The following is a 17,812-nucleotide window of genomic DNA, read 5'->3' as shown; positions in this document are numbered from 1 at the left end:
GAAGGCATAACGGCCCTGGATACGCCTGGGCATGCCCCCCACCACCGCTCGTTTTTCTACGACACCCCATCAGGGAAGATTCTTTTCGTAGGAGAAGCAGGGGGAACCTACGGAAGAAGGGGCTTTGCCTACCCGGGGAAAGACGATGGTACCTTCATTCTAAGACCTGCAACACCTCCCAGGTTCTACATCGAAAAGGCCCTGGAATCCATAGCAAACCTAAAGAAGATCCCCGCAAAGATCATGTGCTACTCCCACTTTGGCTACACCTACGAAACCGAAAGAATGCTGAACGAGGCCGCAGAGCAGCTTTTGCGTTGGCAGAGGCTGTGTCTGGAGTTCATAAAGAACAACCAAATAACCTCAAAGGCCGAAGTGGACAAAGAAAAACTTATGGAGTACCTCATAGAAAAAGACCCACTACTTGAGGACTTCCATTCCCTGCCTCAGGACCTCAAAGATAGGGAAAAAGATTTTTCCTTCTCAAGCCTGGAGGGCTTTCTGGGAGCCATAATGGAAGAATAAAGCTCTGGGGTAAACCCCAGAGCTTTATTCTATTTCAGGTTCGTCTTCTTCCAGAAGCTCCTTATTATGTCGTCAAGCTGGTTTTGATCCGTCAAAAAGGCATCATGCCCATCGTCGCTCTCTATCTCGTCGTAGCAGGCCCTAACCCCTGCCTTGGAGGCCAAAAAGGATATCTCCTCCACCTGCCAGTTGGGAAACAACATATCGCTGGTTATCCCCACGGCCAGAAGGTCCTTTCCCGAAAATCTGCTGAGGGCCTCTTGGGTATCTCCCCTTCCCTCTCCTACATCATGAAGATCCATGGTTCGAGTCAGGTAGATATAGCAGTTGGCATCAAAGCGCCTTACTATCTCCTCCCCGTGGTAGTGGAGGTAGCTTTCCACGCAGAACCTCCCACTCCAGTCCATGGGGTTGCCATCCTGTATCTTCCTCATCCAGCGTTTGCTAAAGCACTGTTCGCTGCGGTAAGTTATCATGGCCAACATCCTGGCCACAGAAAGCCCCTTCCGAGGCGGGTCATCGGGAGTGTAGTTGCCTCCCTTCCACTTGGGGTCCGAGTATATAGCCTGGCGCTGTACCTCGTTCAGGGCGATAGCCTGAGGGTAAAGGTGCGCAGGGGCAGCTATTACTACGGCTCTTTCCACCATTTCAGGAAAGGAAACCGCCCACTCTAGGGCCTGCATTCCCCCTAGAGATCCTCCAACTACCGCTTTGAGCTTCTTTATGCCCAACTCGTCCAAGGCCTTTCTTTGAGCATACACCAGGTCCCTGACGCTCAAAACGGGAAACTCCATGCCATAAGGCCTTTGGGTGTCTGGGTTAATGGATATGGGAGACGTGCTCCCATAGGGGCTTCCCAGGACGTTGAAACAAATAACGCAGTACCTGGATGTGTCCAGCGCCTTACCAGGTCCCACCATATCCTTCCACCAAGGTTCCGGCAGACCCTCCACTTTTTGGCCCGTGACAAGGTGACTTCCCGTAAGGGCATGACAGACCAATATCACGTTGTCTTTGGCCTCAGAAAGCTTTCCAAAAGCAGCATAGGCTTGAACGGGCTCCTTCAGGGTTTTACCTGAAGGAAAATCAAGCCTTTGGAGCTTGACCTCGCCTAAGGTAAAAGCTCCCTCAGCTTTCTTTACTTCAACCCCCGATCCTTGCATTATGCTTTGTCCGCCTCCTGCTGGGCTTTGGATAACGCATTATCCAAGTCTTCTAATATGTCTTCTATGTCCTCTATTCCCACGCTCAACCTCACCAGGCCCTCATCTATGCCGCAAGCCTTGCGCTCTTCGGGGGTCAGCTGACCATGAGTGGTGCTTGCCGGATGTATGGCCATGCTGCGAACATCCCCAAGGTTGGCCACACAGGAGAAAAGCTCCAAAGCTCCCATGAAGGCTTTCCCTGCCTCAAGGCCTCCCTTTATACAGAAGGCCACCATTCCCCCGGCACCGTTGGGTAGATACTTTTGCGCCCTTTCATAGGATGGGCTGGATTCCAAAGCAGGATAGCTAACCCACTGGACCATAGGATGTTCTTCCAGGAAGCGGGCTACTGATAACGCGTTGGAGCTGTGCCTTTCCATTCTGAGATGAAGGGTGGAAAGGCCCGTTTTTGCCATTAGGGCATTGAAGGGAGAAAGACACCCTCCAGCATCCCTCAGTATGGAGACCTTGATCTTGGCGGCCAGTGCCGCTGGACCAAACTTTTCGGTGAACACTACACCGTGATAGGATGGATCAGGCTCCGTCAAGGCAGGCCACTTGTCGCTTGCCCCCCAGTCCATGTTGCCGCAGTCAACTATGACTCCCCCAATTATCTGTCCATGCCCGGAAATGTACTTGGTCACCGAGTGGATCACCACGTTGGCACCCCATTCCTTGGGCCTGCATAGAGCAGGGGAAGCGAAGGTGTTATCCACCACCAGGGGAATGTGGTGTTCCCTCGTTATGGCCGCCAACTCCTCAAGGGGAGCCACGTTGAGGCATGGGTTGCCTATGGTCTCTGTTACAACGCACCTGGTATTGGGCCGTATGGAATTCCTAACGGCCTCTACGTCATCGGTATCCACAAATGAAGACGATATTCCAAACCGGCTCATGAGGTTTTTGACCAGCGTAACGGTACCTCCATAGCTTTTGGTCGCCACTACTACGTGATCCCCCGCAGAGCACAAACACAAAAGCAGATGCGTCAAGGCAGCCTGCCCTGAAGATGTAGCAACAGCATCCACCCCACCTTCACACTGCGCTACGGCTTTCTCAAAGACCTCGACAGTGGGATTGGAAATGCGAGAATACAAGTGTCCCTCTTCTTCCATGTTGAAGAGGCGCATCGCGTGCTCCTGATCCTCAAAACGATATCCTGCGGTTACGTAAATGGGTAGACCAAAGGATCCGGTGGCCGGGTCGCTCTTCCAGCCTCCATGGACAGCCTTGGTAGCAAAGTTCCATTTCTTTTCCAACACAATGCACCTCCGAATAAAAAAATTTCCCTTCCGAGAGGAAGGGACACGATCTCTTTCCCCTCTTATCACCCAGCCTAAGCTGCAGGTATTGGCACCACGCCTGTAAAAGGCAGGTTGCCGGGCATCATCGGGCCAGTCCCTCCGCCTCTCTTGATAAGAGCTAGTTTTTGAAAATAATGCACACTAAAATTAGATTGCATTTTACGAGCATAACGCAACCGTGTCAAGGTGGGCAGAATTTTCTGACTTCAGATCAAATTTCAGGATATGTGTTTTTTGAACAGCCTATGAACAAAGGGGGCACACAGCATGATGAAGATTGGTATTATTATAAAAGCAGCCGTGAAGCTCAGGCTACGGGCTAAATAGCCTGTTATGACCGGAGACAGGAAATAGCATCCTGCCATAAGAAACCATACCAGGGAGGTAGCTTTTGGCCTTAGCCTGCTTTCTGCCACATCCCCTATCAGGGAAAGATGCAAAGGAAATCCCAATCCCATTGCCACACCATATACGCACCCCAGCAGCATAAAGGCCAAATTGCTGCGCGCGAAAGCAAGGCCTAAAAGGGAAAGAGCCTTTTTCCGAGGCCAGACCGGCAAGAGATACTATGGCCGCATCCGTCATGGCAAAAAGGATTACAGAGACAAAAAGCACCCTAATCGCTGGATTTTTGAAGACTTCCCTGTAAGAGCCCCAATCGGCGCCAGAGATGTTTATTTCATCAGAAGAGCCTATGGAATATGCCACAGCCAGGCACATGGCCGCTGCCAGAACAGGAAACCATATATAGGCCCTGTACATGCCAGACCTCAACAACCACTCAGCCAATGGCAGTATCATCACCAAGGGAGCTATGGTTCCCGCTGTGGCAAGAGTAAAGGACGAACCTCTTATATGTTCCGGAACTGCCAGGGTTTGATAGGTCGTAAGCCCTACCAGGAAGAGGCTGGAACCGAAACCATAAAAATTAGTCCATGGCGGCATCTTTTCCGTCCCCTTACGGAGAGACAATCCCACTGTATGGTGTATGGTAACACAAAACCAACATCGCTTTGCGGCTTCTAATGTCTTTATGATATAAAAAATAGCTATCAGTAAAACATGGGCACCTCTAATACTTCAGTTTGTCCATCGTGGCCTTGCAAGTTCAGCTGGGGTGCGGCAGAATTTTCAACCCTGAAAGAGTACGACAAATCCCTGAAACAAGCGGATTCGTTCCTATACGAAATGAAGGAAAAACATAAAAAGAGCCGCACCAAGTGCGGCTCCTCCGGAAAGGAAACAGAGAATCTATAACAATATGGGGTACAGGGTGAGAGCCAAAACTTAAACCTTCATATAAACCTGCAATTTTTAATTGCGATACGATGTTATCGTGAACAATGTAACTATACACCAAATCCTATCGTTCGTCAATTCACAAATAATCCCCTGCACAAATTTTGAAATTCTACAGCAATCTCCTAATTGCACCTTTTATTTTCTCTGACTATCATGCTAAACCAGGTAGTCTATTTTAATTTTAACTCGGCAAATAAGCCAAATTGCCCAGACAAAATCAATTTACCCGCAAGCAAATTTCAGATTGCCTTGAATACCTTCTGCAATTAACCAAAAATACTTACAATTAATACTTTATTGCCCGGGAAAGTTGCTCCGTTTATACTATGACTCGATTTCAAATTTACACATGCGGATTTCACACAAAGGAGTGGTCTTAGATGCTTGAACCTCACAACGGGAACAAAAGAGAAAAAAGCATATCTATAGCTCAAAAACTGTTAATTCTTGCTATAAGCGTTATTCTCCTACTGGGAGCGATGATAACTTTAATGGCTTACCAAACGAAGCACACCCTTAATGAGCAAGTCAACATCCTAGGCAGTGAGGTTACTATCAACGGTGCCGCCCAGGTCGATCAATATTTCCGAGAGCTCAAAAATCTATCCAAGAGTGTTGCAGGCGCAGCTGGCGAATTCCTAGATACTCATCCCAACGCTATAGACAACGAGTTAGAACCCCTTCTCCGCCGAACTTACGAATCCTTGACAGAAAACCTAAAACTATATGACATATATGTAGGACTGGCTTCCACCGGCAAAGTCAGCTCGGGCAGCGGATGGGTTGAACCAGAAAATTATGATGCAAGGAAACGCTCCTGGTATATCAAAGCAACCCAATACAACAAGCCAATTCTTACGGAGCCATATATCGACGCGGGTACAGGAAAGCTACTTATAACGGTAGCTACGCCCGTTATTTCATCCACCGGTAAGACCCTAGGCGTTGCAGCGATAGATGTGGTACTAGAGGACCTATCCAAGGTGATAACGTCATACAAAATACTGGGAACAGGTTATGGTTTTCTCATAGACCAAAACGGCACTTTCATTGCTCATCCTGAATTAGATATGATTATGAAGGAAAACATTACAAAAACAAGTTCCATAGTAACTCCTGAGATAGCAGAAGTGGGACGCAAAATGCTATCTAGCAAAACAGTAGGTTTTGCCGAGTACGCTTTTCAAGGCGAAAAAAGAAGAACATTCTACGCCCCAACAAAGTCTGGGTTTGTCTTCGGGCTGGTCTTTCCCACCTCGAACTTGAACGCAATAGTATTAAGTGAGGTCAAAAATCAGGCTATAGTTGGCATACTTGCTATCGTAATATTGGGCATCTTGCTCTACTCCATCTCCAAGAGCATTACCGTTCCCATTCGCCATATTACTAAAGCAATGACAAAGCTTGGACAGCTCAATTTGCAAGAATATGAAAACGAAAACTGGCTCGAAAAAGTAGCAAAACAAGATACTGAAATAGGTATTATGGCTTCCGCTGCCTTGACCTTGCGGAACGTACTGAGAAATGCGCTAAAAGACATATCCGGCCGCTCTGCCCAAACCATCAACGTCGCAGAGGGGTTGGCTTCCTTTTCCGAGGAGGCAGCAGCATCGGTGCGGGAGGCTAAGACATCCGTTGAGCAGGTGGCCGCTCTTATGGAAAACAACTCTGCCTCTCTGCAGGAAATAAACGCAAGCGTTGAGGAAGTTGCAAGCTCCTCTCAACAGGTAGCACAAAACGCCACCAATGGCGCCGAAGTAGCAGCTAAAATGTCCGCCATATCAGAAGAAGTTGCTCATAAGGTAAAAAGCGTAGTAAAAGCTATAACAATAGTAGGGGAAAAATCAACAGACACCGAAGAGACAATAAAGGAAATGGCTAAGTCATCCATGTCCATTACCAAGCTGGTGGACTCCATAAAAGCTATAGCCGATCAAACGAACCTCCTCGCTTTGAATGCCGCAATAGAGGCAGCAAGAGCTGGCGAGCACGGAAGAGGCTTTGCAGTGGTTGCAGAGGAAGTAAGAAAACTGGCCGAAGAATCTTCCAACGCTGCTCATGAGGTTGAAAATTTGATTGCCCCTTTACAGGAAAAGGCGAACGCATCCTTGGAAGCTACAAAGGAATCCACCAAAGCCGTAGAAGATACGATCCAGCTTGCAAACGAGTCATTAAGCAGACTATCGGACATGTTACAGCACATCAAAGAGGTGAGCGATATGGTTCAGAACATAGCGGCAGCCTCTGAAGAACAGGCCGCTGCAGCCCATGAGATGGCTCAATCAGTAGAAAGCGTAAGCCAAGCCACAATCAACACAGCAAACGCCATGGAGAACGTATCGCAGGCCACTGAAGAAATAGTAAAAGCAAGCGAGCGGATAGCCCGCGAAGCCCAAACCCTAACCGAAATAGCGGAAACACTTAAAGTTCTAGTGGATCAGTTCAAGCTGTAGACAAGAAGAAACTTCGCAGACCCACTCAAAAGCCGGGGATGGAAAGACCCCCCGGCTTTTGTTCATTATCAATACAGGCCAATTATTTTATATATACTATCCATATCCACGCTCTCTCTAACAATCTCGGCCAGCCTATCATACTCTCTGTCCTTAATTTCCCTGTACGATTTAGTTTCTATTTCTAAAGGATCCCAACCTTTGTTTTTCCTGATGTTGTTCAAAAACGCCCTCGTAAAGACCATGTTGTCAAATATTCCATGGATGTAAGTTCCAAAAACCCTTCCATTATCGCTCACTGCTCCATCTGGTATATAAACCTCATCTTCGAGTCTCTCGGTTATCAGCGCCAAAGGACTCACTTCGGCATCAATAACTGTTTCCCCCATGTGAATCTCGTATCCCTCTACCTCCACTCCCTGAAGGCCTTCAAAAGGTCCTATATTTACGTTGATCCTTGCCTTGACCTGAGTAGTAACTTTATCTCGACTGAATATGGTCTTCCCATCTATGAGCCCCAAACCATTGCAATACTCTAAATCGCTTTCAACATGATAGGGGTCGTGGATTTCCTTACCCAACATCTGAAACCCACCGCAGATCCCTATTATGATCCCGCCTTTGCGATGGACCTCGAAGATTTTCTTATCTATCCCCCTGTTTCGTATAAACTGTAGGTCCGCTAAAGTATTCTTAGAACCAGGGATGATCAAAACATCAGGCTCTCCAATCTCGTTGCTAAAAGCCACATAATTCAAGGCCACATCTTCCTGGCACTCCAACGGATTGAAATCTGTAAAATTAGATATGTGGGGAAGCCTTATAACCTTTACGTCAATTTTGTGCTCGGCACCTGACTTAAAGCCCAACCTATCATGGGAACCATCCTCATCATCTATCCTAACATCCATATAGGGCACAACCCCCAAATTGGGGCGCTTTATAATTCTCTCCAGTTCGTATATCCCGGGTTTCAGGATCTCTACATCGCCGCGGAACTTGTTTATTAAAACCCCCTTGATTCGCCTTCGCTCAGCGTGGTTTAAAAGCAACATAGTCCCTGTCAAAGATGCGAAAACTCCTCCTTTGTCTATGTCACCAACCAATATCACGGGAGCATCCGCAATTTCGGCCATGCCCATGTTCACAATATCCCCTTCTCTTAGGTTTATCTCCGCAGGGCTTCCAGCTCCCTCAATGACTACAATATCGTTGTCCATGGCAAGCTTCCTGTACGACTCCGCTACAACCTCCCTAAGATAGGGCTTGAAATCACAATATTCCTTGGCAGACATATTTTTGTATACCTTTCCCTTGACTATGACTTGACAATTTACGTCCACTGTCGGCTTCAATAATATGGGGTTCATATTTACATCCGGCTCTTTCCTTGCTGCCTCCGCTTGCGCTACTTGAGCCCTCCCCATTTCTAAACCTTCTTTTGTTATGAAAGAATTGAGGGCCATGTTTTGTGACTTGAAGGGAGCAACGCGAAAACCGTCCTGGTGAAATATGCGGCATAAAGCCGTTACTATCAAGCTTTTACCTACAGACGACCCCGTCCCTTGAATCATTAAGCTTTTTGCCTTCATCTTAACACATCACCTTTTCTTCAAACTAACATCTTGCATAAGTAAACCCTCTCGAACCGCTGCAATAACCCCTCATTCTCCAAGGCAGCTTTTACCACTTCCGCATCAGTATAGGCCTTGTCTATCAAGATCCCAATCACCGTCCCACTGTGAGCCACATTAACCCCCACGGCCTTGGCCTCTTTCGCACAGCGGATTATGGCAAGTAAGTCAGGCTTTTCAAGCACTTTTTCATTTGCAATGGAGCTAATGGTTGCCGCTTCTCCTATCAACAAGGAGTTTTGCGTTCTTATCCCCTCTTTCAAAAGCCGTAGGGCACGCTCCAACCTGGGTTGATCTTTTCTTTTGATTTCCGAATAGTCCACCTCTCTAAACTTAAGGGTGTCCAAAACCTCGGGGGGCTCCAAGACCAGCACATTCAAAGGAGGAGCTTTACCTAAAGGCTCTACAACCTCCCCCTTTAGATGATCAAACAAAGTTAACCCATGAAAGCACACACTGTCGGTTGGCTCAATAGATAAAGCTATTTTGGCCACCTCTTCAGGGTTTATCCTTTTCCCAAGAAACACAGCTGAAGCTTTCACAGTCGCAACTATATCTGCAGTACTGCTCGCCATTCCCTTGCCCACTGGTATGGAAGAATCGATTTGAATTTCGATCTGGTATGTATCCTCCCGAGGTAACCCAAAGAATTCAAATGTTTTCTCCAGAGCCTTCCTGGACTTTTTGTATCCCTGATCAATACAGGAATAAGGAACATCCCTCAAGACAACTTCCGAATACAGATCAACAGGACAAGAGACAAGAAGCTCCCTACCACCAATGAAACCCTGAATTACCTCTCCACAAGATCCATGACATCTAGCCCTTGCTATCATTGCGTTTCCTCACGACACCTCTTAAGAGCAGATATAAGAATATCATTGCTCCTTCGATCCTTCACAGCCACCCTAATGAACCTATCGCTCAAGCCCACAAAGTTTGAGGCATCCCTAATGAGGATTCCATGAGGAATGAGCTTCATCCTAAGATCCGATGAAGATATATTTTCATCTAATATTTTAATCAGAATGAAATTAGCCTTGGTCTCGAACGGCTTAAGCCATCCAATTTTAGACAGCTCCTCCAGAAGGTACTTCCTCTCTCTTTGAATAATTGCCTTACTTTTTTGGATGTAATCTTCATCCTTGAGAGCTGCAACTCCTGCAACTGCGGCCAAAACGTTTACACTCCAGGGCTCCTTGAAAGATCGAATACCCTCCAGTATCTCTGCACTTTTGGTTATCCCGTACCCCAATCTTACCCCGGGCATTCCAAAAAACTTAGTGAAAGCCCGCACCACCATGACGTTTCTAAATTCATCTAAAAGATCTATTGCAGTCAAACAATCCATCTCTTGGACGAACTCCATGAAGGCTTCATCTATGAGCACTAAAATGCCACGGCGATTGCAAAACTTCACAACTTCCTCTACTTCATTCCTGGGCAAAACGACGCCTGTTGGATTGTTGGGATTACACAACACTAGGGCACTCACGCCTTCAAGGTTCTGAACTAACCTTTGAGGAGACAAACTGAAACCATCCTCTTCATTCAAGGGCAAGTAACATATTTCACAGCCAGCAAGCCTCGCCGCCCGCTCATATTCGCTGAAGGTAGGAACCGGAATCAAAACCTTTCGTGGTCTCATGCTCCTGAAGAAAAGGTATATCAACTCCGTTGCTCCATTTCCCACGATAATGTAATCTGAAGCAACGTTTAGATACTTAGATATTTCATTCCTCAACTCACAGTAGTCCGGATCTGGATAACACTGTTGGAGTGATAAATTGTTAATTATGTTTTCTACTGCTAGCGGAGAAGGGCCCAGAGGATTTATGTTGGCACTGAAGTCCAGTATCTTTTCTTCCTCCATGCCGTACTCCTTCGCAACTTTATAAATGTTTCCTCCATGGGTAAACTTTTTCATCAGGCTCATCTTCACCTTCTCCTCTTTACACCCACCGGCTGATCAAAAAACCAGCTGTCACCATTATCGTAGCCACTGTGTACATGATTCTTATTCCAGCCTTTATATGCTTAGGCTCCAAAGGAACCATTGGATCCCCAAGGGTGGGCTTTTTTATTTTCTTTCCAAAATATGTGCTTTCACCCCCGAGCTGAACCCCTAGAGCACCAGCCACGGCCGCCTCAGGGAAACCAGCATTGGGGCTTGCGTGGTTGCGTCTGTCCCGAAGGACGATCCGGAAGGAATTGAACATGTGGAAACCACAAACGCCAGAAGCTAAGGGAATGATAAGCCCGGCCAATCTGGCTGGAATAAAGTTGGCTAGATCGTCCAACCTTGCCGACGCCCACCCCAAATGTATATATTTCTCGTTTTTGTACCCCACCATGGAATCGAGAGTGTTAATGGCTTTATAACACATAGCCAAGGGAGCACCTCCCAAGAAAGCGTAAAACAACGGAGAAATGACACCGTCCACAGTGTTCTCTGCCACGGTTTCCACCGCAGCCCTAATTATCCCTTGGTCATCCAAATCTTTGGTCTCCCTGCTCACCAAGTAAGAAAGAGCCTTTTGGGCCCCGACGATATCGCCTTTCCTCAAGGCTTTATGGACTTTGCCCACCTCATAACCCAAACTTTTTACAGAGAGGGTAGTATAAAGCATTAGGATATTTAAAAGGTGGTAAAGCAAAGGATGGATAAATCCCGCAATTTCCAGTACAGAAAACGCCACACCCCACACAAGGGCAGGAACACAAAAAGCCATAAATGTACCTGAGACCTTCAATCCCCGGGCCGTTGTAAAACGATTCCTAATGAAGCGCTCCGTTTTGGCCACAAGCCATCCGATCCCCCTAACGGGGTGAGGAAAGCCATAAGGGTCTCCAAATACTAAATCTACCGCAAAGGCCAAAAGAACATCCACCAAATTAATTCCCCACTTTCAGCCAGATTCCTACAAATGAATAATTTACATGAAAGTTACAATAAGACAAAGAAAAAGGTGCCACCGAAAAGGCGGCACCTTCGAGGAAATATACGATTTATAGGAGGTTGTTATAGGAGATTGAGAGCTACTCCACCAAAACCACAGGTTTTATAAGATCCTTTGGCTTATCCTTCATGAGCAACAAGGCTTCCTCTACATGTTCGAACCCTTTGAACACGTGAGTTACCAACTTGCCTGGATCCAAACGGCCGTAAAGGACCAAGTCTACCAACTTCTCCATTCTGAGCCTACCACCAGGGCAAAGGCCACCTCTGATGTCCTTGTGGGCCATACCGCAGCCCCATTCCAGGCGGGGCACAGGTAGGTACTCCCCTTCGCCAAAATAATTGATGTTGGATATGACGCCACCCGGCTTGGTCATTTCGACAGCAGAGGCCATTATGTCGGCGTTTCCACCAGCTATGATGGCTGCGTCTACGCCTTTACCCTTGGTTAGATCCAAAATCTGCTGATCTATCGGGCCTTCCTTGTAGCTTACCACATCGGTAGCTCCGTACTCTTTTGCAACCTCTACGCACTTGGGCCTGGTGCCCACGACGATTATCCGGGAAGCCCCCCTGAGCCTTGCACCTGCCACGGCCATAAGACCTACCGGCCCTATACCCAAAACGGCAACGGTGTCTCCTAGTTTTATCTCGGCCAGCTCGGCCCCATGAAGCCCAGTCGTGACCATATCAGGGATCATAACTGCGGCCTCCAAGGGAATCTCCTCGGGCAACTTGGCCAAATTCATGTCCGCATCATTTACGTGGAAAAGCTCGCCAAAAACTCCGTCCTTGATGTTCGAGAACTTCCAACCGGCCAAAAGCCCTCCGGAATGCTGGTGGCGCCCAGCCTGTGCCTCAAGGGTCCTCCAGTCTGGGGTTATAGCAGGAACCACTACCCTGTCGCCTGGTTTGAAGTCTTTGACTTCTTCTCCTACTTCCACTACCTCTCCTACTGCTTCGTGTCCCAGGATCATGTTGTGTCGCTCACCAATGGCTCCCTCAAAGACCGTGTGAATATCCGAGGTACACGGCGCTACAGCCAAAGGCTTCACTATGGCGTCAAAGGGCCCTGGCTTTGGAGCCTCCTTCTCTATCCAACCTACGTTTCCTATGCTCAACATGGCAAAACCTTTCATGATGTTGCCTCCTTTCAAGGGTTCTTGGTGAGGTATACATTCGTATTTTGTAAACAAAATAACTATAACATGAGATATATTGTTCGTCAATTCACAAATAATATGGATTTTGCTGCTCAAGATAGTAGTGATATACTGCGAAAAAGAGGGGGGGATCATCAGATGGGTAAAGGTATTTTTCCCAAAACCAGGGTTTTGCTTTTGATTTTCATGGTGTTTATGTGGGCGTTTTTTTCCGCAGCTGCCTTTGGGGCTGAGCAAGAAAACATCAAAAGCCCAAACACAAAAACACCTATATCCGAGGAAAACATAGCATCTGTGGTGGAGTTTTTATGCGACTATGATGACTTAGATTCAGCCTATAGTATTGCTAGTATGCTTGCCTATGGAAACGGTTATTTGCAAGGAGTTCCACAGCTTTTATATGACCAAATGGCCAAGTTTCAACTATCTGCAGGTCGACTGCAGAGCATAGAAGCACAAGACCCCCATTGGGCTTCCTTTGTGAAGTCCTGCATGGAGGGAGCAAAAACCATTCTGACAGCGTCCGATTTGTTCGCAAAAGCCATCCTCACGGGGCAACAAGCCCAAAACTGGAACGCCACTGCGCAAGATCTTTGTAAAAAGTCCTCATCCTACCTGAACCTTTCATCTCAGATAATGCAGTCAGCCTCCAAAGCCTTTATGGAAATCAACCCATCTTTCAAAAACAGACTACCCAGCGGCCTAACCTACGACCTAGGAGTGGATAAGCGACCTTCCATCTTCCGCATAGGCCTCTATAACTACTCCCGCGAACCCCTTCGCATCTGGTATGTGGTACCTGGCTCCCTGGCCAGCACAATAGGCCTAAAAAATGACGACATCATAGTAAAGGCAGCAGGACGAAAATTCGGGCCACAGAACAATATAGAGGACTTCAAAGTAGTGCTTCAAGAATACCTAGGCTTACCCATACCTGTCACCGTGATTCGAGGAGGAAAGGAAGTTACCTTTGAAGTGAAGATGCCCAAGACCATCCCGAAACAATTCCTCTACTAAGATGCGTATGATATCATGTATTCATTGGAACATTGATGGATGCATAACTGATGAATACATTGAAAGGAAGGACCTCAATGACAGTAAGCGCAGAGAAAAGGGCATATCGTTCCATTATAAACCTGATCATCTCCGGCCAGTTTAGGCCAGGTGATTTCCTGCTGGAGACCGAGATCGCCGAAAAACTGGGGATGAGCCGCACCCCCGTGGGCAAGGCCCTCACCATGCTGGTGAGCGAAGGGTTCCTGAACAAGATGCCCAAGAAGGGTTGTTACATACCTCTACCCACCCCCGAGGACGCAGAGCAGGTATTTTTCGCTAGAAAGGCGGTGGAAAGCCAGGCTGCCGCGAGTGCCGCACTGCACGCCACAGAAAAGGAAATCCAGCAGCTGAAGGAGGTACTATCCAAGGACCATGAGGCCCTGGCCTCGGGCAGCAAGGACACCTACTCCAGCGCAAACGAGGAATTTCACCTGGGAATAGCCAAGGCCTCCCACAACCAGTACCTTGAGAAGTGGGTAAGAAACATATTCTGGCGCTCCAACATCTATGTGTTCTATTTCGACAGCTTCTACAAAGGCAAAGAATTCTCCGTGCCTCAAAAAACTCCCATGCAGCACGCGACAATAATAAAGGCCATAGCCGACAGAGACCCTAAAAAAGCAGCCCAACTGATGGAAGAACACATCCAGTGGACCTATGAAAACCTCCTCATGAAGTACTGAACACCTACTCTTTAAGAACCTTTTGCTGAAATGAACCTATCGGTACTCCTCAACAAGTCCATCTTGAGGGGTACCGATAGTACCTTTTTACACAAAATTGACTCCCTCCCCCATCCGTGCTAATAATATTTCTGAATTTATCTATGAGCACAATGATGAATACATAACACGAGGAGTGATTTTCATGGCCGGTAAGACAGTTCTGCAGCTAGGCTACGGAATGCAGGGCAAGGCAGCACTATATGACATAGTAAAAAGCCCTATTGTATCTAAGGTTATCCTGGCTGACGCATCCACTCAGGTTTTAGACGTACCCAAGGCTCCCGGATTCGAGAAGGTCGAGGCGGTAGTACTGGACGCCTCGGACCAAAAAGCCATGGAGGAGCTGATGAAAAAGGCTGATATAGTGATGGAGCTTCTTCCTGGACCTTTTGCCCTTCGCGCTGCCAGGCTTGCAGCTCAGGTGGGGGTCAGCCTTGTGAGCTCCATGTATTTCGTCAATCCCGGAGAACAGGACCCCGAAAAGAGACAAGCCCAAAAGGAGGAACTTCAAAAGATTCATCAGGAGGCATCCTCCAAGGGAGCAACCATCCTGCAGGAGTTCGGCATGGATCCAGGAATCGATTTGGTTTTAACAAAGAACGCCCTGGACAAGCTCGACGTCGTTGAGGCCCTCCACTCTTACGGGGCGGGCTTCCCCGAAAAAGAAGTAGCAGAGAAAAACCCCTTGGGTTACAAGTTCACCTGGTCCATCATAGGAGTGATGCGGTCCTACTTGAGGCCGGCGCGCTACATAAAGGACTCCCAAATAGTCGACGTCCCCGCGGACGAAATGTTCATGCCAGAACACACCCACATACTGGAGATTCCAGAGCTGGGAGGCCCCCTGGAGTGCTTCCCAAACGGTGACTCCGCCTCCTACGCTGAGCTCTTCGGCGTAAAAGGAACGGTCAAGAGCATGGGCAGGTACATCTGCCGCTGGCCTGGACACGGCGCCTTCTGGAGCCGAATGGCCAAGTGCGGCTTTTTGAACGAAGCTCCCATCAAGTGCGGAGATGCCTGCGTCTTTCCTGTTGAGTTCTGCGCAAGCCTTCTGGGCTCTCAGAAACAGTTCTTCTACGAGGACGACGAAAGGGATGTAGCCCTCATTCGCATAGACGCCAGAGGATACAGTAACGGAAAACCCATCAGAGTGATAAACCAGATAATCGACAAAAGAGATCTGAAGACGGGCTTCACATCCATGCAGCGCACCGTTGGATTCACCGTCTCCATAGGTGCCCAAATGATACTCCAGGAGAAGATAAGCGAAAAAGGGGTGCTAAGCCCCATACAAGTTCCTTTCCAGCCGTTCATCTCAGAGCTAGCCGCAAGAGACATAGTCTTCACTTCCAGTGAAGAACATTGGGATGGCCGGCTGGATGCCTAGGAGGTGATGCCAACACTGAACTTAGCTCCACCTTGCAAAAAGAAACAAACCAAAAGAGCAAGAGAAAGGAGTTGTGCTTCATGGGAGAAATAGCAGCAAAAGGTGCTCTGTCCCTGGTTCCAGTGATCTTGGCCCTTATATTGGCTTTCAGGACAAAGGATGCGGTGTTCTCTCTACTCATAGGATGCATCGTCGGCGTCGTCATAGCCGGATTCGACCCAGCAACAGGACTTTCCAAGCTGTTCCAGAAGGCACTGGGCAACGGCGACTTCATCTGGGTGGTCATGATAGAGATCGCAGTAGGAATCATGGTTGCCTTCTACCTAAGAGCCGGCGTCATTGCCTCCTTCGCGGAGTGGGCCAGCACCAAGATAAAAAGCCGCAGAGCGGCCTCCGGGTTTGGCTGGCTTTTGGGAATATTCATCTTCTTCAGCGACTACTTCAGCCCTCTTTTCAGCGGCCCCATCGCCAGGCCTCTGACCGACAAGTACAAAGTTTCCCGAGAAATGCTCGCTTATCTGTTGGACTCAGGCAGCGCCCCTGTATGTACCCTGGTCCCCCTGACCGGCTGGGCCGTTTACATCGCAGGACTCCTCAAAGGGTACGGCCCCATACAGGACGTAAACGAGGGCATGGCCGTCTTCATCAAATCCATACCTTATAACTTCTACGGCTGGTTCGCGGTAATCCTGGCTGGTTTGATAGGCTTCCAACTGATCCCCAACTTCGGGCCGATGAAGAAGGCCGAAGAACGGGTCATGAAGGAGGGCAAGGTGCTCCGCGACGGTGCTACACCCCTTACCGGCGAGGAAATGGAAATGATCAAGCCCCTGGAAGGAAAGAAGTCCAACTTGTTCTTGTACCTTGTGGTTCCCGTCCTGATAGTAATATCCATAGCCATAGGCACTTTCGTGGCCTTCGGAAGCGCCAAGATCCTTGAGGCTTTCTTCGCTGCAGTTATGTACCAGGCCGTTGCCATGGCCTTAGGCGGATACTTCAAAGGCATAAAAGACGGCATGGACGTGGCCGTAAAGGGCATAACCGGAGCCATGATATCCTTCTTCACCGGGACATCGTGGGGAACCTACGCCATCTTGACGCCCTTCGTATTGCCCGTGGCGATGAACCTCTCCGGCGGTGAGGTCAACAGCCTAGTTTTGGCGACGGTTGGAGCCGTAGTGGGCGGAGGGCTCTTTGGAGACCACTGCTCCCCTGTCTCGGACACCACCTGTCTTTCGTCCTTCGGGGCAGGCTCGGACCACATGGATCACGTAACTACCCAGCTACCTTACGCCATAACGGCCGGCGTTCTGGCTGCTGTAATCTTTGCCATAATAGGCAACATCAGCATATAGATTCCATGGAGGAGGGCCGCTGATGACCAACACTACAGAAAAACCGCGCATAGGAATACTCTGCTGGGAAGCCGGGCAATCACCAAGGGGACTGGAACAGCTTGAGACCCTCAAGGGGAACAGCACGAATCCTGACACTTACGATTTCCCAGTGAGGTTCTGCAAGGTCAAAGGTGCCAACATAGAGACCATCCTCGAGAACCCCTGCAGGAAGGTCATGGAGAGGATGATAGAAGAGGCCCAAAAGATGGTGAAAGAGGGCGTGAAAGCCATAACCACAAGCTGCGGCTTCAACGCCATATTCCAGCGGGAGCTGGCGGACTCCCTTGACGTTCCGGTCTTTACATCCAGCCTCCTTCAAGTCCCCATGGTTTTCCACACCCTTGGGAGGAACAAACACATAGGAGTGATAACAGCCAAAAAGGCCGCCCTCCGAGAGGAACACCTAAGAGCCGTGGGCATAACCTCCGAAATGCCCGTTGAGATCTTCGGAATGGAGGAGTGTCCAGAGTGGAACAAAATATTCATCGCTCCCAATGAGGACGTGGACCTCGACGTAATAAGGGAGGAAGTGGTCTCAACAGCTGTGAAGGCCGTAAAAGAAAACCCAAAAATTGGAGCCTTCGTGCTGGAATGTACCGACCTTCCCCCGTTCGCACAAAGGATAAGGGAAGTAACGGGAAAACCTGTCTTTGACTTCGTGACATTGGTAAACTACATAAACAGCGCCATCCCTTAAAA

At 48.4% G+C, this 17,812-nt stretch carries 15 protein-coding genes and 1 riboswitch; of the genes, 7 read left to right on the top strand and 8 right to left on the bottom strand.

Annotated features, from left to right (window positions below):
* Positions 1–525 (top strand): MBL fold metallo-hydrolase (locus V7Z69_RS03985; RefSeq protein WP_334138664.1); only part of this gene is annotated, 525 nt, incomplete at its 5' end.
* Between the two features lie 29 nt (positions 526–554).
* Here V7Z69_RS03985 and metX read toward each other — a convergent pair.
* The 3 genes from metX to V7Z69_RS09935 all read right to left on the bottom strand — a co-directional run bounded on the left by metX (position 555) and on the right by V7Z69_RS09935 (position 3,522).
* Complete coding sequence (metX, locus tag V7Z69_RS03980) at positions 555–1,688, bottom strand: homoserine O-acetyltransferase MetX (protein ID WP_334138662.1); 1,134 nt, start codon at positions 1,686–1,688, stop codon at positions 555–557.
* Positions 1,688–2,992, bottom strand: a complete 1,305-nt coding sequence (locus V7Z69_RS03975; RefSeq protein ID WP_334138661.1) for an O-acetylhomoserine aminocarboxypropyltransferase/cysteine synthase family protein — start codon at positions 2,990–2,992, stop codon at positions 1,688–1,690. Before V7Z69_RS03975 ends, metX begins: the two co-directional genes overlap by 1 nt.
* A gap of 59 nt (positions 2,993–3,051) precedes the next feature.
* A riboswitch (SAM riboswitch) is annotated at positions 3,052–3,152 on the bottom strand.
* A gap of 100 nt (positions 3,153–3,252) precedes the next feature.
* Positions 3,253–3,522: an MFS transporter gene (locus tag V7Z69_RS09935; RefSeq protein WP_416376413.1), complete on the bottom strand. Its 270-nt coding sequence runs from the start codon at positions 3,520–3,522 to the stop codon at positions 3,253–3,255.
* Positions 3,523–4,716: 1,194 nt separating this feature from the next.
* Here V7Z69_RS09935 and V7Z69_RS03965 point away from each other — a divergent pair.
* Positions 4,717–6,789 (top strand): methyl-accepting chemotaxis protein, encoded by a 2,073-nt coding sequence (locus tag V7Z69_RS03965; protein ID WP_014162336.1) that lies wholly within the window; start codon positions 4,717–4,719, stop codon positions 6,787–6,789.
* Positions 6,790–6,857: 68 nt separating this feature from the next.
* Here the strand turns inward: V7Z69_RS03965 and V7Z69_RS03960 are convergent, their stop codons facing one another.
* The 5 genes from V7Z69_RS03960 to V7Z69_RS03940 form a co-directional block, all read right to left on the bottom strand.
* On the bottom strand, positions 6,858–8,381 hold the full coding sequence (locus V7Z69_RS03960) for a cobyric acid synthase (RefSeq protein WP_334138658.1): 1,524 nt from the start codon (positions 8,379–8,381) through the stop codon (positions 6,858–6,860).
* A 20-nt stretch (positions 8,382–8,401) separates the two neighbouring features.
* A complete protein-coding gene (locus tag V7Z69_RS03955; RefSeq protein WP_334138656.1) occupies positions 8,402–9,259 on the bottom strand; it encodes a GHMP family kinase ATP-binding protein in 858 nt (285 codons plus the stop codon).
* Positions 9,256–10,359: a threonine-phosphate decarboxylase CobD gene (gene cobD / locus V7Z69_RS03950; RefSeq protein WP_334138654.1), complete on the bottom strand. Its 1,104-nt coding sequence runs from the start codon at positions 10,357–10,359 to the stop codon at positions 9,256–9,258. The genes V7Z69_RS03955 and cobD overlap by 4 nt, the downstream gene beginning before the upstream one ends.
* 16 nt (positions 10,360–10,375) lie before the next feature.
* Entirely contained in the window at positions 10,376–11,314 is a 939-nt protein-coding gene (gene cbiB / locus V7Z69_RS03945) for an adenosylcobinamide-phosphate synthase CbiB (protein WP_334138653.1), read from the bottom strand.
* Between the two features lie 148 nt (positions 11,315–11,462).
* The gene (locus V7Z69_RS03940) at positions 11,463–12,521 is read right to left on the bottom strand and encodes an NADP-dependent isopropanol dehydrogenase (protein WP_334138650.1); all 1,059 of its coding nucleotides are present in this window, start codon (positions 12,519–12,521) and stop codon (positions 11,463–11,465) included.
* A gap of 162 nt (positions 12,522–12,683) precedes the next feature.
* Here V7Z69_RS03940 and V7Z69_RS03935 point away from each other — a divergent pair, with 162 nt between their 5' ends.
* From V7Z69_RS03935 to V7Z69_RS03915, 5 genes are all read left to right on the top strand, one after another.
* The gene (locus tag V7Z69_RS03935; RefSeq protein WP_334138649.1) at positions 12,684–13,562 is read left to right on the top strand and encodes a PDZ domain-containing protein; all 879 of its coding nucleotides are present in this window, start codon (positions 12,684–12,686) and stop codon (positions 13,560–13,562) included.
* Positions 13,563–13,639: 77 nt separating this feature from the next.
* Positions 13,640–14,287, top strand: a complete 648-nt coding sequence (locus V7Z69_RS03930) for a GntR family transcriptional regulator (RefSeq protein ID WP_334138648.1) — start codon at positions 13,640–13,642, stop codon at positions 14,285–14,287.
* A gap of 184 nt (positions 14,288–14,471) precedes the next feature.
* A complete protein-coding gene (locus V7Z69_RS03925) occupies positions 14,472–15,716 on the top strand; it encodes a saccharopine dehydrogenase family protein (protein ID WP_334138646.1) in 1,245 nt (414 codons plus the stop codon).
* A gap of 80 nt (positions 15,717–15,796) precedes the next feature.
* Positions 15,797–17,071, top strand: coding sequence for a Na+/H+ antiporter NhaC family protein (locus V7Z69_RS03920; protein ID WP_334138644.1), 1,275 nt, complete (start codon positions 15,797–15,799; stop codon positions 17,069–17,071).
* Between the two features lie 22 nt (positions 17,072–17,093).
* Positions 17,094–17,810, top strand: a complete 717-nt coding sequence (locus V7Z69_RS03915; protein WP_334138643.1) for an aspartate/glutamate racemase family protein — start codon at positions 17,094–17,096, stop codon at positions 17,808–17,810.
* Positions 17,811–17,812: the final 2 nt, after the last annotated feature.

The organism is Thermovirga lienii (genome assembly GCF_036847465.1).
Taxonomy (GTDB): Bacteria; Synergistota; Synergistia; order Synergistales; family Thermovirgaceae; genus Thermovirga; species Thermovirga lienii.
Note: the sequence above shows the minus strand (reverse complement) of the source record. Positions and strands in the feature narration are given on the sequence as shown.